The sequence below is a fragment of the Kitasatospora sp. NPDC054795 genome (genome assembly GCF_053611565.1).
Genome location: NZ_JBSHAP010000186.1, coordinates 1 through 13,813, shown reverse-complemented (window position 1 = coordinate 13,813; position 13,813 = coordinate 1). Strand labels below are relative to the sequence as shown.

Below are 13,813 nucleotides of genomic sequence, written 5' to 3'. Positions count from 1 at the left end.
CCCGGCCCACCCCGGCCCCCCCCTGCTTCTCCCTGCTCTCCGCGGCTGTCCACCGCGCCGGCCGCGGGCCCGGGCCCCCCCCACCCCCGGGTGGCCCCCGGCCGTGCTCAGTCCAGGCCCCGGGCCTCGCGGAAGCGGGCGGTGAGGGCGTCCGGGGCGATGAGCGGCGCCGGGTAGTCGGGGGCGGGGTCGAGCAGCCAGGGGCGGTGGACGGCGGGCCCGGGCAGGTGGGCGAGTTCGGGCACCCAGCGCCGAACGTACGCCCCGTCCGGGTCGTACCGGTCGGCCTGGCGCAGCGGGTTGAGTACCCGGTTGGGGCGGGTGTCGGTTCCGGTGCCGGCGACCCACTGCCAGTTGAGCTGGTTGTCGGCCACGTCGCCGTCGACCAGCAGCGACAGGAAGTGGGCGGCGCCGATCCGCCAGTCCAGGTACAGGCACTTGGCGAGGAAGCCCGCCGTCAGCAGGCGGGCCCGGTTGTGCATCCAGCCCTCCTCGGCGAGCTGGCGCATTCCGGCGTCGACGATCGGGTAGCCGGTGCGGCCCTGCCGCCAGGCCTCGGCCTCGCGCTCGTCCCGGTGCCAGCGGTCGTCCCTGGTGCGGTAGTCGCGGTGCGCGGCGTCGGGGCGGGCGGCGAGGACCTGGTGGTGGAAGTCGCGCCAGGCGAGCTGCCGGACGAAGGCCTGCGCCCCCTCGCCGTCGTGCCGCAGGGCGCGTTCGACGAGTTCGGTGGGGGACAGGCAGCCGAAGTGCAGGTACGGGGAGAGCCGGGAGGTGGCGTCGGCGGCGAGGTCGTCGTGCACCCGGGCGTAGGCGTCGACGTCCCAGCGCCGCCACCGGTCCCTGGCCGCGCTCTCGCCCCCGGGCGGCAGGGAGGGCGAGAGCGGTCCGGTGAGCAGCAGGTTCTCGCTGCCGATGCCGCCCGGGGTGTCGAGCGCCCGGGGCGCGCCGAGCACCGTGCGGCGGGGCGCCTGCTGCCAGGCGCGGTGGTACGGGGTGAAGACCGCGTAGTGGTCCCGGCCGGCCGGGGTGATCCGGCCCGCGGGGACGACCGTCACCGAGGCGTCGTGGACGTGCAGAAGCTCGCCGAACACCTCGCGCAGCCGCGCCTCCCGCCGGTGCGCGAAGGCGCTGACGCCCGCCGCGATGTGCACGGTGACGGGAGCGGTGACGGGAGCGGGACCGCCACCGGCCGCACCCTCGGCCGCACCTTCGGCCTCGACCTCGGCGGCGACCCGGGCCGCCTGCTCGGCGGGTTCGCCGCGGCGCACGATCAGCCGGGAGCCGATCCGGCGCAGCGAGGCGTCCAGGTCGGCGAGGCAGTCGGCCAGGAACGCCTGCCGGTTGGGCGCGGCGAATCCGGCGTCCTCGACGGCCGGGTCCAGGACGAACAGCGGGACGACCCGGTCGGCCGCGGACCGGGCGGCGTGCAGGACGGGGTTGTCGTGCAGCCGCAGGTCCTGGGTGAACAGGGCGATCGATACGGTCACGGGCGGGGCCTCACAGGTGGTGCTGTCGGGTGTTCTGATTGCTTCTACCGCTTCAGCTGCTTCTCCCCGGATGTTCGGAGCCGCCGGCGGCGCGGATTGGTCCCAACGGCCCCGCGGGTCCGGGCGGCGGGCACGCGCAGGTGCGTCGACAGCGGGATGTGCGCAGGCCACGGGACGTGCGCCGGCAGCGGTGCGTGGTGCGGCCGGGGCGTCGCGTGAGAGGCTCGCTCCATGGAACAGCGCGTACTCGGCCGTACCGGCCGCCCCGTCTCGATCGTCGGACTCGGTACCTGGCAGCTCGGCGCGGACTGGGGGGACGTCCGGGAGGAGGACGCCCTGGCCGTGCTGGAGGCCTCGGTGGAGGCCGGCGTCACCCTCTTCGACACCGCCGACGTCTACGGCGACGGCCGCAGCGAGCGGCTGATCGGCCGTTTCCTGAAGGAGCGCCCGGACGCCGAGGTGTTCGTCGCCACCAAGTTCGGCCGCCGGGTCGAGCAGCGGCCCGAGCACTACAACCTCGCCAACTTCCGTGCCTGGGCCGACCGTTCACGGGACAACCTGGGGGTGGAGCGGCTGGACCTGGTGCAGCTGCACTGCCCGCCGACGCCGGTCTACTCCTCGCATGAGGTCTTCGACGCCCTGGACACCCTGGTGGAGGAGGGCCGGATCGCCGCCTACGGGGTGAGCGTGGAGACCTGCGCCGAGGCGCTGACGGCCATCGCCCGCCCGAACGTCGCGAGCGTCCAGATCATCCTGAACGCGTTCCGGCTCAAGCCGCTGGAGCAGGTGCTGCCCGCCGCCGAGGCGGCCGGCGTGGGAATCCTCGCCCGGGTGCCGCTGGCCTCGGGCCTGCTGTCGGGCCGGTACGACGAGCACACCGTCTTCGGCCCGGACGACCACCGCACCTACAACCGCCACGGCGAGTCCTTCGACCAGGGGGAGACCTTCTCCGGGGTGGACTTCGCGACGGGCGTCGAGGCGGCGGTGGAGTTCGCCGCGCTCGCACCCGAGGGCGCGAGCGCGGCTCAAACGGCGCTGCGGTGGGTCACCCAGCAGCCGGGGGTGACGACGGTGATCCCCGGTGCCCGCAACGTGGTGCAGGCCCGGGCCAACGCGGCCGCCGCCGGGCTGTCCCCGCTGCCGTCGGCCACCCTGGCCGCCGTGCGCGAGCTGTACGACCGGCGGATCCGGGCACAGGTCCACACCCGCTGGTGACGGCGGGCGGTCGGTAGCGGCCCGTGGCCCTCACGACGACCGTCGGGGTGGGGCCGCGCGGTGGGCCCGCCGGTGCGAGGGCCGACCGGCCCCGCGGCCCGCGGGCTTCCGGTGGCTCGCGTGCGTGCCGTCCGGCCCGGAAGCATGCCGAGCGGCCAGGGAGTCCGCACGGGCCGCACGGGCTGCGGGGGCGTCGCGGGCCGGCTTCGGCCGTCGGCGGTTCAGGTGGTGGCTGCCCCAGGCGAACACGCCGATGAGCAGCGCGGCGAGGGCCAGGGCGGGCACGGCGACGGCGTACAGGGCGGGGCCGTCGGGTGTGGCCGGGAACGGTGGGGTGGTCATGGTCTTCTCCTCTCCTCGCGTTCCGGCGGCGGGCCCGGACCCGACGGCGAGGTGACCGGCGGGCCGGGGCCGTCTCGTGAGGCCCGCCTACCCCGCGCGCCGGGAGGCATGCCCGGCCCGGCCCGGTGGCGGCACCGGTCCCAGTGGCGGGGCGGGGCGGAGTCAGGAGAGCAGGCGGGCGAGGGCGGCGTCGAGGTCCAGGTGCTCGGTCTCGGCGCCGGCCGGCACCAGGCGGAAGGAGTCCAGGAGGAACGCCGTCACGACGGCCGCCGGAACACTGATGACGGCCCGCGCGGCCGGCGAACGCAGGGTGATCAGCACGCGGTCCTCCGGCCCGGGCGCGACGGTCACGTCCCCGTGGCCGGCCGGGCCGTGCCGGCCCCTGTCCAGCAACTCGCGCGCGAAGGTCCACCGCGCCGCGTCGTCGTCGCCGAGCGGCGGGAATGCCAGGCACACCGCGTACGGCGACGCCGTGTCGAACCGCAGCTGCGCCTCCACGGCCACGTCGGGGAACGGGCCCTCGGGCAGGGTGACGGCGGTGGACCAGGAGGTGGCGACAGTCATGCGACGAACTCCCATTCTGGCGGTGGCACCCGGTTTCCCCCGGCCGCGACGGCCGGTGGTGGCAGCGCTCGGTTACCCGCGTGCCCGGGGCGCATTCCTCGTCTCTCAACGCAACCGCGTCGCCCGGCGTGATCCCCCACCCGGGTGGTTTCCCGGTCGGGGGGACGGGCAGCCGCCGACTGCTCCGGGCCCGCACAGCGAAGCCCCGCCCCGGCGTACGGTCGCCAGGGCGGGGCGGGGTGGGGCGGGGTGGGGCTCGGGGGGCACCGGGTGATCACCGCGTGATCGTGCGGAGCCTCACGGCGCCACGGTGTCCGCCGCGGGCGGCTCCGGCTCCTCGTCCTCGCCCGGCTTCGCCTTCCGCCGCACGTCGGCCGGGGTGGGCGCACTGATGGATCGCTCCTCGGCCGAGCGCTCCCGGGCTCCGACCCGGCCCTCGGCCTTCGCCCGGACGTCCGCCGGGGTCGGGGACGTGATCGCGCGTTCCTCGGCGGACCGTTCCTGCGTCGCCTCGTCCGGCTGCGTTCCGTGGTCGTCGGGTGTGGTCATGGGCTCGTTCCCTTTCCGGGGTCCTGGGCTTGGACGGATGGAACACCTGGCGGCTGCCCGGATGCCCGGGTTCGAACCGGATTCCGGACCGCGAGTACGGGGCCGGGCCGCTCGGCCCGGCGCCGGTTCCGTCGGCCCTCGGTCGTCGGCCCTCCGACCGTAACCCCGGGCCGGAGGCCGCGCTGCCGGACGCGGCGGGCTTCGCTCCCGGCGCGCGCTTGCCACGCGGTGCGGTTACGGGCCCGCCTTCGCCGACGGCCCGCAAGCCGCCGCCGCGCGGGCCCGTGCCGTCGGGCGGTACCGAGATCCGCGCCGGGCTCCGGAGACCACGGCGATGATCCGATGGTGGGGGCAGGACTACTCGTCCCGGTCGCCGCGGTCCGGGGCGCGGTCGCCGCGCCGGTGCCGGCGCAGGTACCAGACGGCGAGGGCGATGACGACGCCCGCGGCGATCGCGAGGGCGAGGACCCGGCCGACGGTGCTCTCGACCCGGGTGTAGGCGGCTCCGGCGAAGTAGCCGAGCAGGGTGAACCCGACGCCCCAGAGGACGCCGCCGAGGGCGTTGAACAGGAGGAAGCGGCGGTAGGGCATGCGGGACATGCCGGCCAGGGTGGGCACCATGGCGCGGAAGAAGGCGACGAAGCGGCCGAAGAAGACTGCGGCCGGCCCGCGTCGGCGGATCAGGTCCTGGGCCCGGTCGACCCGGGTCGCATGGCGCCGCATCGGGTGGGTGTCGAGGATCCTCGGGCCGATGTGGCGGCCGATCTCGTAGCCGGCGGTGTCGCCGAGGACGGCCGCGCAGACCACGAACAGGACGAGCCAGCCGAGCGAGAGCCGGCCCTGGTGGGCCAGGAACCCGCCGAGGACGGCCGCGGTCTCGCCGGGGACGACGAAGCTGAAGAAGAGGGCGTCCTCGACGAGCACGAGGCCCGCGACCACCGCGTACCCGACCGGACCGGACAGTCCGCTCAGCCAGGCGGTGATCGAGTGCATCAGCCACCCCGTTCCGGACCGGCGCCCCTCTCCGCCTCAATGTAACGCTCGCCGCCCCCGGCGACCCGGCGGTCCGGAAGCCGGCAGACCCCGGGCCGGGTTCAGGTCAGGACCAGCGAGCGCAGCAGGTCGAGCTCGTCGAAGCCGAACCCGGCGAGGACGGCAGCGAGTTCGCAGGCGCCGGGGGCGAGCAGATCGACGATGGCCAGGACGTCCCGGCCGCCGGCGCGGTCGAGTTCCTCCAACGCGCGGGGCAGGTTGCGGCGCCACAGCACGGCCGGTGCGGGCGGGCCGACGGTGCCGCGGTCGTGGTGGAGGGTGCCCTCCGGGGACACCCAGAGGGGCGGGGCGTCGGCCGTGCGCGGGCCGAGGGCGGCGCGGTCGATGGTGGACGTGGCGGGGCGGTGCAGCAGGAGGCGGTGGTCCATCGGGCGGAACCCGTGGGCGAGGAACGCCCGGGTGGTGACCGGTCGGCGGTGGAGCGGCAGTCCGGGCAGGTGGGGCGGCCAGGGCGAAGGGTCGGTGAAGGCGGTGACGGCCGTCAGACCGCCACTCCGCGCCAGGACGGTCCGGACGAGGGCCTCGGACGCGTCCGAGGCCTCGCGGCAGTGCAGCCAGGCCACCCCGCCGGTGAGTCGGCCGGCCGTCGTCCGGCGGTGCACGGCCATCGCGCCCCGGAGCCGACCGTCCCCGTCGTGGAGGACGAGGACCGTCCGGTCGGGCCGGCGGTCCCAGGCGACGGGTGCCGTCGCCGGGAAGGGTACGGCGGGCCGGTCGGCCGCGATCAGCCGGACCACCTGGGCCTGGTCCTCGCGGGTCGCGGGCCGGACCCGCAGCGTCCGTCCCGTTCTGGGGGACACCTTCATCGCGCTCCTGTCCACGTCCACGTCCATGCCGATGTCCACGTACCCGTCCATGTCCTCGTCCCGGCCGGCCGCCGGCACGGTGGGTTCGGTGCCGACCCGGCCCCGGATGGGCGAGCGCACTCGGAGTCACCCGAACGGGTGACATCCGGCGGCGGGGACATTCGGCGGCCGGGGGGACATTCGGCGGTCGGGGAACGGCCGCGCGGATCACCCGGTGACGGTCCGCTCCAGGAGGTCGAGGGCGCTCGCCAGGCTCTGCGGGCCCGCGGTGCCGCCCGGGGCGCCGCTTCGGCCCCAGCCGGGGCCGGTGGCCAGGACCAGGGCCCGGCCGCGGGAGCCGCGCGCGCCCCATGAGGAGTCGGCCACCCGCCGGACCAGCTCGTGGTCGGCGGTGGGCGGGAGCTGCGACCAGAGCATCACGGCGCCCGGGCCGATCCGGTGCACCGCGTCCAGCAGCGCCCTGGGCGGGACGGCCGCGCCCAGCATCCGGAAGGGCAGCGCACGCTCGCCCAGGCCCGCCGCGGCCGCCTCCAGCGCCAGGCTGTGCTGCTCGTCGGGCATCGCGGCCAGCAGGACGGGCGGCGCGGGCCGCGGCCTGGCGGGCCGTACGGCCGCGGCGCGCAGGACGGTGGACACGTGCCAGGACAGCAGGTGCTCGACCTCGACGTACTGCTCGCCGGAGGAGGCCCACTTGCGTCCGGTCGCGCGCAGTGCGGGCATCATCACCTCGGTCCAGGCGTCGACGACCCCGAGCGAATCCACCACCTCCCGCAGGATCCGGGCGACCTCCGGGGAGTCCAGGCGGACGGCGGCCCGGGCCAGGCCCCGGCACTCGGCGCGGACCGCTCCCATCCGCAGCGACCGGCCGCCGACCGGGCCGCGACCGGCCTCCGGCCCGGGCACCGGTGCGACGGCCTCGTTCGCGGCACCGGCACCGGCACCGGCACCGGCCTCGGGTGCGGGTGCGGGTGCGGGTGCGGGTTCGGTCTCGGCCTCGGCCCCGGCCGCGTGGTGGGAGGCCAGCACCGCCCGGGCCGCTTCGGCCGGGCGCACGCCGCGGGCCGCCAGGCGGCACATCGCTTCGAGCAGCGCGATGTCCTCGGGGCTCCAGCGGCGGTGGTGGCCGGGGTCGCGCAGCGAGGGGCCGATGCCGTAGCGGCGCTCCCAGGAGCGGATCGTGGTGGGGGACACCCCGAGGAGCCGGGCCACGCCGCCGGTCGGCAGGCCGGCCTGGTCGGCACCCATCGTTCTCCTCTCGCGGATCTTCCGGATGTCCCGGGCGTTCTTCGCCACTGCCATGATCCCCTGTCGGGCCCGGGCGTCAGGAGCCGTCGAAGGCCGTCCGCAGCCGCAGCAGCCCGTCCCGCATGCGGGTCTTCACCGTGCCCAGCGGCACCCCCAGGGCCCGGGCGATCTCACTCTGCGAGTACCCGCCGTAGTAAGCCAGGACGAGCGACTCGCGCTGGACGCCGCTCAGCCGGGCGAGCGCGGACCGCACCCGGCGTGCGTCGAGGACCCGCTCGACCTGCTCGGCGACCGGTTCGGCGCCAGGTTCGCGGACCGGCTGTTCGCGCAGGGCCGCCCGCAGTTCGCGGTCGGCGGCGGCCTGCGCCGCCCGGACCCGGTCCACGGCGCGGCGGTGGGCGATGGTGAGCACCCAGGCCAGCACCGTGCCGCGGGCCGGCCGGTAGCCGGCGGCGGCGCGCCAGACCTCCAGCAGTACCTCCTGCGCGACCTCCTCGGCCTGCGAGGGGCTGCGCAGCGTCCGCAGCGCCGTCCCGTACACCGGCGCGGCCACGGCCCGGTACAGCCGCGCGTACGCCACCTGGTCGCCCCGGGCCACCGCGGCGACCAGGCGTTCCAGCTCCGCGGCCGGAGCCGGGACGACGGGGACGGCTGGGGAGCGGGACGGGGACGGGCCGGCGTGCGTGCTCACCCCGGCACTGTGCAGCGTTTCGGCTTCCCGGCACCACCCGCAGCCTTTGTGCAGCGTTTCGCGCCAGGCGACGGCGACGGCATCGGGTTCACCCGGGGTGCCCGGCCTCGATGCCCGCCACATCTCGGTACGACAGCACCGGTCGGGAGGCCGGCGGGTGCACGAGGCGGATTTGACCCCGATCACCTGTGTCTACCGCCAGACCCGCCACCTCCCGCGCCCCGCCGAGGAGCATTTCCGCGTCACCGAGTACGACCCTCCGAGCCTGCTGACCGTGGACGGCGACTTCGGCCCGTTCTCGGGAATCGCCACCTACCGGCTGACCGCGATCGACCAGCGCACCACCCGACTGGTCAACAGCTTCCACCTCACAGCCTCCGGAGCCGCCAAGGTCGTCGCCGCGCTCGCCGGCTCCCAGATCAAACGCGCGGTCGCCAAGAACCTCGACGTCCTGAAGAACCTCCTCGAAACCCGATGACGACCTCTGATCCCGGAAACGAGCCGGCCTCGGCCCGAAAGCCTCTTCGGCAGCGCCTCCTGAGGCCGGCTCCGCGGCCCCCGAAGCCGGGGCACGTCACGCAACACCATCACCACGGGCGGAGCTCGGCGCACGCCCGCGTGGATCGTTGACACGACATGGATGCCGCGTCAACCATTTTTCATGACGAAGATCAAGAAGGTCTCCGCAATCAGTACCGGCAGCGTGGCGATCCACCCCGAGCATGTGAAGGCGAGCGGGAAGCCGACCCTTTGGTGGATCATGACCTCGCGGCGGTGGACCGCGCCGCGGCCGATCAACGTGTACGTGATCGAGCACGAGGACGGCCTGGTGCTGTTCGACACCGGGCAGGACCGGGCTTCGGTCACCGACCCCGGCTACTTTCCGGGCGGATTCACCGGGCTGATCTACAAGCGGCTGGCCCGGTTCGCGATCAGCGAGGGCGACACCCTTCCCGCGCAGCTCGCGGCCCAGGGCTACGACATCGCGGACGTGAAGACCGCGATCATCTCCCACCTGCACCAGGACCACATCGGCGGACTGCGCGAGCTGACCCACGCGCAGATCCTGGTCAGCGCGGATGAATGGGCATCGATGCACGAGCCGCGGCCGGAGATGCGCGGCCTGCTGCGCAGCCACATCGAACTCCCCGGCCTGCGCTGGACCCACCCACAGTTCCAGCCGATGGACGACATCGCGCCCTTCACCGAAGGCCACGATCTGTTCGGGGACGGTTCGCTGGTACTGGTCCGGACCCCGGGCCACACCCCCGGCTCAGTGTCGCTGCTCGTGCGCCGTCGTGAACGCGACCCGCTGTTGATGGTCGGCGACCTCACCTATGACGACCATCTGCTGGAAGAAGGCCACATCGCCGGTGTCGGTGACAAGGGCCGGCTGCACGTCACCACCGCGCAGGTCAACGAGTTCCGCCGTCGCAACCCCGGCCTGAGGATCCTGGCCGCCCACGACCCGAACGCAGCCGCCGCGGTCGCCGCCGGCGAGAGGTGAGCCGTGATCGCCCCTGTCGACCCGGTCGGGCACCACGCCGACGAACCAGGCCGGCGCCCGGTCCCAGGACCGACACGCGGTGCGGGCCCCGGTGCCACGGGTGACGGCGGTGGCGGCGGTGGCGGCGAGGTGGACCGTCGGGGTGAGCATGAAGAGCTTCCTGCGGCCGAGCCGGTCGGTCAGCCGGACGATCGCCTCGCGCCTGCCCGCTTCCGCGCGGGCCAAGCGCCGCCCGAGTCCCGGTGACGCGCCTTCCCCTCCAGGAGCAGCACACACCGGTTCGGGCGGCCGACGGTCCCGGGCCCCGGACGCTCTCGGGGCCGCTGCCCACCGGTCATGCGGTGCCGGGTAATTCGGTTGACCGGGCCGCGCGGTCGCGCTGCACTTCGGGGGGCGCTGCGCGAGGTGGCGCCGGCAGTACGGGAGGCAGCAGCACCGCATGGAGATCCGTTCCACGACCGACCAGGACCTCGACGTCTTCGTCGACACGCTTCACGCCGCGTTCGGGCGGTTCCCGGAAACCCCGAACGCGGACGGCGGCGGGGTCTGGTGGGCGGCGACCGAGATGGACCGCAACCTGCTCGCCGTGACGGCGGACGGGCGGCCGGTCGGCACCGCCGGGGCGTGCTCCTTCGAGCTCACCTTGCCCGGGGAGGTGGTCGTCCCGACCGCCGGAGTGACGTCCGTCGGCGTCCTGCCCACCCACCGGCGCCAGGGCGTGCTCACCGCGCTGATGCGGCGTCAGCTCGGCGACGTGCGGGCGCGAGGGGAGTTCCTCTCCGTCCTGCTGGCCTCCGAGGCCGGGATCTACGGCAGGTTCGGCTACGGTCCGGCGACGTACACCCAACGGCTGACGGTGCCGAGCCGGCAGGCCGCCTTCGCCGAACCCCGGGCGCGGCGGGCGGCCGGGGCCCCGGCGGCCGGCTCGGTCGAACTGCTGCGGCGGGCCGACTGCGGGCAGATCGTGGAGGAGGTCTACGACCGATACCGCCGCCGTCAGCCCGGTGCGCTGTCCCGGCCGCGCCGCTGGTGGGAGCTGGGCGCGGGGCAGATCCCGATCGCCCCGACGCCGCGTTACGTCGCCGTCCACCGGGACGCCGACGGCACCCCGGACGGGTACGCCAGCTACTCGCTCGGCGACGACACCCTGACGGTGGACGAGACCATCGCCGTCGACGACGCCGCCCACACCGACCTGGCCCGGTTCGTGCTCGGCCACGACCTGGTCTCCCAGGTCGTGTTCCGGCACTGCCCGCCGGACCACCCGCTGCGCTGGCAGCTCGCCGACTTCAACGCCGGGCAGCTGGGCAACCACACCGACTGGCTCTGGGTGCGGCTGCTGGACGTCCCGCGCGCGCTGACCGCGCGCGGCTGGTTCACCGACGGAGAGCTGGTCCTGGACGTCGACGACCCGTTCCTCGGCGAGCACCATCGGTACCTGCTGACCGTCCGGGACGGGAAGGCCGAGTGCGTCCCGACGGACCGGGAGCCCGATCTGTCCCTGGACGTCCGCGACCTGGGCGCGGTCTACCTCGGCGGCACCGCCCCGAGCACCCTCGTCCGGGCCGGGCACATCCGGGCCCATCGACCCGGCGCGGCCGTCCTCGCCGACGCCCTGTTCCGCGCCGAGCGCGCGCCGCACTGCCTGCACTGGTTCTGATCCGGCAGCCGCCACTCGCGATAACACCGAACGCCGGTCCCCGCCCTGGTTGGGCGGGGACCGGCGAACGGCTTTTCCCGGGCCGGGCACCCCGAACCGCCCACAGGGGAGGCCCGGTTGCCCTCAGGGACCAGGCCGGTTGCCCTCGGGGGACAGATCAGGGCTGGTTACCGGCGGGTCGGTTTGGTTCGGACGGGTGCACGATGCAACAGTGTCCGTCGGGTATTGACATGGTCACGGGATGTGAGGGGAGATGCGGGGGAGCGGGAATTCGGAGACGAACGGACCGGAAACGTTCAGTTTCCTTGCCGGATGTCGCTCAGAGTCCCGCTGACGTTGAGGAGTTCGTGGCACGTGGGCGCCTGCTTGCCCGAGGCCGGGGTGCCCGGAACCTCGCAGGTCACGTTCGCGGTCACCGCCTGGTCCTCGGGGACCTGAAGGGGAGTCACCCAGTGGTAGTCCTGGTTGCGGAAGGTCTCCAAGGCGATGGTGGTGATGGTCTTGTTGCCGGCCGTGATGGTCACCAGTCCCTGGTCGCCCTGGAAGTTGGCGACCACGAGGTCGGTGATGTCGAAGACCTTGCCGTGCGGCACCTGGTAACTGCCGGTCGCGGCGGCGCCGTTCTCGGTCACGACATCGATCGTGGCGGAGCTCTGCTGGCCGGTCCCCGGCACCGCCAGCCCGCCCGGACCGCCCTGGCTGCCGGGGCCGGTGTTCGGCTTCCCCGCGCCCGGCTTGGTCTGGCCGCCGGGGGTGCTCCCGTTGGCGGGGGCGCCCGGCGTGTCACCGGCCGGGACACCGGCCGGCGGGGCCGGAGTGGCGTTCTGCTGGGCGACGGCCTTCTCGGCCGCCTGCTTCGCGGAGCTGCGCACCGCCGGGCGGACCAGGGCGAACCAGGCCAGCAGCAGCGCGATCAGCGCCGCCAGGAGCGCGAGCAGCCACTTCGGGAAGATCGGCAACTGGAGGAACTCGCCCTCCAGAAGCGGCTTCTGAACGGGCGTCGGCGCGGTATCCGGTACGGCTTCCGGCGCCTTGGCCCCGTCCTTGCCGTCCTTCGCGCCCTTCCCTCCCTTGTCGTCCTTGCCGTCCGCCCGCTCCTCCGGGCCCACCGTCACCTCGAACGGCCAGGTCGCCGGCTTGCCGAACCAGATCAGCTTGCGGGTGCGCGCCTGCACCCGCACCTCCCCGGACTCGCCGGGCTCCAGCCGCAGCTTCTCCGGTGCGACCCGGAACCGCAGGTCCTCACCGGCCTGTCCCGGAGTGAACGTCACACCGGTGGGAGCGTTGCCGAGGTTGCGCACCGAGGCCCGGTAGCGCCCGCGCAGCCAGCCACGGCGACGGCGCGGGGCCAGCGCGGCCTGCAGCTCCTGGAACGGCGTCACGGTGACCGTGGCCTCCGGCACCGTCACCAGGTCGGGGCGCTCGACCGGCAGCACCCGGATGCCGAGCGGGAACTCGCCGGTCCGAGTGGCGGGGGAGCGCGGCGGAGCCAGCCGGACCGTCACGGTCTCGGACGTCCCCGGGTACAGCGACACCCGGGCCGGCTCCACCTTCGTCCAGCCGGCACAGTCGCCGACCACCTCGAACGTGTAAGCCTCAACGATGTCAAGATCGTTGCGTACCGTCAGGGTCGTGGTGGCCACGCCACCGGGGGCCACCGTCAATGCTGGCAGGCCGAGTTCGGCGGATGTGGTCATAGCGTGACGGTAGGGCCGTACCGCGCCGGAGAAGAGGGCCGTACGGGCAAGCTGGGGGCCACACCCCTTGCCCGTGCGGACCGACCGGAGACCCCGCCCGGTCCCGTCGCGGGCCCGGCCCGGCTCCGCGTGACCCGTCCTCAAGCCCCCGGCCGGCACCGCCCCGCGGCGCCAGGCCGTCACCCTCGCAGGCACTTGCAGAATGGAGCAGTTCGATGACGTCGACCGATACAACCCGTGAGGAAGCCGTCACAGCCCGCCGGACCACGGTGGCACCGAAGCCCGCCGGCACCACCGTCCCGCGCGTGCCCGCCCAACTGCGCGGCAGGCCGGCCCAGGTGCGGGTGGCGGTCTACGCGGAGGACCTCATCCTGCAGACCGGCGTGGTCCAACAGCTGCGCCAGCGGCCCGAGGTGGAGCTGCTGAGCGAGAACGAGGCCGGGCGGGCCGAGGTCTCCCTGCTGGTGGTCGACGCGCTGACGGAGACGGTGACCGAGCACCTGCGGAGGCTGCGGCTCGCCACCACGGGCCGGATAGGCCTGGTGGTGGGGCACTTCGAGGCCGGCGGGCTGCAGACCATCGTGGAGAACGGGGTCGCCGCCGTGCTGCGGAGGTCCGAGGCCGACCAGGACCGGCTGGTGCACCTCATCACGGCCCTCGCCAACGGCGAAGGCGTGATGCCCGGCGACCTGCTGGGCGAGCTGCTCGACCGGATCGGGATCCTCCAGCGCACCATGCTGGACGGGCGCGGCCTGACCCTCTCGACGTTGACCGCGAGGGAGGCGGAGATGCTGAAGCTGGTGGCGGAGGGCTTCGACACCAGCGAGATCGCCGCCAAGACCTCGTACTCGGAGCGCACGGTGAAGAACGTGCTGCACGAGATCATCACCCGCCTGGGACTGCGCAACCGGGCCCACGCGGTGGGGTACGCGATGCGGCGCGGGCTGATCTAGGAGGACGGGGAAGCGGTGCCTCGCCCGGCCGGGCTGGCCGGGCG

Annotated in this window: 14 protein-coding genes; 5 read left to right on the top strand and 9 right to left on the bottom strand. The window is 74.6% G+C overall.

Features of this window, described 5'->3' with window-relative positions:
- Positions 1-107 precede the first annotated feature (107 nt).
- Positions 108-1,487 carry a cryptochrome/photolyase family protein gene (locus ACWGJO_RS38490; protein ID WP_452190285.1) on the bottom strand — a complete coding sequence of 460 codons (1,380 nt, stop codon included), beginning with the start codon at positions 1,485-1,487 and terminating at the stop codon, positions 108-110.
- Positions 1,488-1,718: 231 nt separating this feature from the next.
- On the opposite strand from ACWGJO_RS38490, the gene ACWGJO_RS38485 reads away from it, so the two are divergent.
- Complete coding sequence (locus ACWGJO_RS38485; RefSeq protein ID WP_452190284.1) at positions 1,719-2,702, top strand: aldo/keto reductase; 984 nt, start codon at positions 1,719-1,721, stop codon at positions 2,700-2,702.
- Positions 2,703-2,732: 30 nt separating this feature from the next.
- Here the strand turns inward: ACWGJO_RS38485 and ACWGJO_RS38480 are convergent, their stop codons facing one another.
- From ACWGJO_RS38480 to sigK, 7 genes are all read right to left on the bottom strand, one after another.
- Positions 2,733-3,044: a hypothetical protein gene (locus ACWGJO_RS38480; RefSeq protein ID WP_452190283.1), complete on the bottom strand. Its 312-nt coding sequence runs from the start codon at positions 3,042-3,044 to the stop codon at positions 2,733-2,735.
- 162 nt (positions 3,045-3,206) lie between these two features.
- Positions 3,207-3,608 carry an SsgA family sporulation/cell division regulator gene (locus ACWGJO_RS38475; RefSeq protein ID WP_452190282.1) on the bottom strand — a complete coding sequence of 134 codons (402 nt, stop codon included), beginning with the start codon at positions 3,606-3,608 and terminating at the stop codon, positions 3,207-3,209.
- A 297-nt stretch (positions 3,609-3,905) separates the two neighbouring features.
- Positions 3,906-4,157 carry a hypothetical protein gene (locus ACWGJO_RS38470; RefSeq protein ID WP_452190281.1) on the bottom strand — a complete coding sequence of 84 codons (252 nt, stop codon included), beginning with the start codon at positions 4,155-4,157 and terminating at the stop codon, positions 3,906-3,908.
- A 357-nt stretch (positions 4,158-4,514) separates the two neighbouring features.
- A complete protein-coding gene (locus ACWGJO_RS38465) occupies positions 4,515-5,150 on the bottom strand; it encodes a DedA family protein (RefSeq protein ID WP_452190280.1) in 636 nt (211 codons plus the stop codon).
- A 101-nt stretch (positions 5,151-5,251) separates the two neighbouring features.
- Positions 5,252-6,136 (bottom strand): hypothetical protein, encoded by an 885-nt coding sequence (locus ACWGJO_RS38460; protein WP_452190279.1) that lies wholly within the window; start codon positions 6,134-6,136, stop codon positions 5,252-5,254.
- A gap of 87 nt (positions 6,137-6,223) precedes the next feature.
- Positions 6,224-7,261 carry a MerR family transcriptional regulator gene (locus ACWGJO_RS38455; protein ID WP_452190286.1) on the bottom strand — a complete coding sequence of 346 codons (1,038 nt, stop codon included), beginning with the start codon at positions 7,259-7,261 and terminating at the stop codon, positions 6,224-6,226.
- A 76-nt stretch (positions 7,262-7,337) separates the two neighbouring features.
- The gene (gene sigK, locus ACWGJO_RS38450; protein ID WP_452190278.1) at positions 7,338-7,952 is read right to left on the bottom strand and encodes an ECF RNA polymerase sigma factor SigK; all 615 of its coding nucleotides are present in this window, start codon (positions 7,950-7,952) and stop codon (positions 7,338-7,340) included.
- A gap of 157 nt (positions 7,953-8,109) precedes the next feature.
- Here sigK and ACWGJO_RS38445 point away from each other — a divergent pair, with 157 nt between their 5' ends.
- The 3 genes from ACWGJO_RS38445 (at position 8,110) to ACWGJO_RS38435 (ending at position 11,119) form a co-directional block, all read left to right on the top strand.
- Positions 8,110-8,430 (top strand): SRPBCC family protein, encoded by a 321-nt coding sequence (locus ACWGJO_RS38445; RefSeq protein ID WP_452190277.1) that lies wholly within the window; start codon positions 8,110-8,112, stop codon positions 8,428-8,430.
- Positions 8,431-8,613: 183 nt separating this feature from the next.
- On the top strand, positions 8,614-9,459 hold the full coding sequence (locus tag ACWGJO_RS38440) for an N-acyl homoserine lactonase family protein (RefSeq protein ID WP_452190276.1): 846 nt from the start codon (positions 8,614-8,616) through the stop codon (positions 9,457-9,459).
- A gap of 439 nt (positions 9,460-9,898) precedes the next feature.
- Entirely contained in the window at positions 9,899-11,119 is a 1,221-nt protein-coding gene (locus ACWGJO_RS38435) for a GNAT family N-acetyltransferase (protein ID WP_452190275.1), read from the top strand.
- 296 nt (positions 11,120-11,415) lie between these two features.
- Here the strand turns inward: ACWGJO_RS38435 and ACWGJO_RS38430 are convergent, their stop codons facing one another.
- The gene (locus ACWGJO_RS38430) at positions 11,416-12,816 is read right to left on the bottom strand and encodes a COG1470 family protein (RefSeq protein ID WP_452190274.1); all 1,401 of its coding nucleotides are present in this window, start codon (positions 12,814-12,816) and stop codon (positions 11,416-11,418) included.
- Between the two features lie 215 nt (positions 12,817-13,031).
- Between ACWGJO_RS38430 and ACWGJO_RS38425 the strand changes: the two genes are divergently transcribed.
- A complete protein-coding gene (locus ACWGJO_RS38425) occupies positions 13,032-13,769 on the top strand; it encodes a response regulator transcription factor (RefSeq protein WP_452190273.1) in 738 nt (245 codons plus the stop codon).
- Positions 13,770-13,813 lie beyond the last annotated feature (44 nt).

Bases quoted from the DNA above. Each gene is read 5' to 3' on its own strand.
- ACWGJO_RS38455 (WP_452190286.1), bottom strand. From the start codon at position 7,261: ATGGGTGCCGACCAGGCCGGCCTGCCGACCGGCGGCGTGGCCCGGCTC.
- ACWGJO_RS38440 (WP_452190276.1), top strand. From the start codon at position 8,614: ATGACGAAGATCAAGAAGGTCTCCGCAATCAGTACCGGCAGCGTGGCG.
- ACWGJO_RS38480 (WP_452190283.1), bottom strand. From the start codon at position 3,044: ATGACCACCCCACCGTTCCCGGCCACACCCGACGGCCCCGCCCTGTAC.
- ACWGJO_RS38475 (WP_452190282.1), bottom strand. From the start codon at position 3,608: ATGACTGTCGCCACCTCCTGGTCCACCGCCGTCACCCTGCCCGAGGGC.
- ACWGJO_RS38430 (WP_452190274.1), bottom strand. From the start codon at position 12,816: ATGACCACATCCGCCGAACTCGGCCTGCCAGCATTGACGGTGGCCCCC.
- ACWGJO_RS38470 (WP_452190281.1), bottom strand. From the start codon at position 4,157: ATGACCACACCCGACGACCACGGAACGCAGCCGGACGAGGCGACGCAG.
- ACWGJO_RS38425 (WP_452190273.1), top strand. From the start codon at position 13,032: ATGACGTCGACCGATACAACCCGTGAGGAAGCCGTCACAGCCCGCCGG.
- ACWGJO_RS38435 (WP_452190275.1), top strand. From the start codon at position 9,899: ATGGAGATCCGTTCCACGACCGACCAGGACCTCGACGTCTTCGTCGAC.
- ACWGJO_RS38485 (WP_452190284.1), top strand. From the start codon at position 1,719: ATGGAACAGCGCGTACTCGGCCGTACCGGCCGCCCCGTCTCGATCGTC.
- ACWGJO_RS38465 (WP_452190280.1), bottom strand. From the start codon at position 5,150: ATGCACTCGATCACCGCCTGGCTGAGCGGACTGTCCGGTCCGGTCGGG.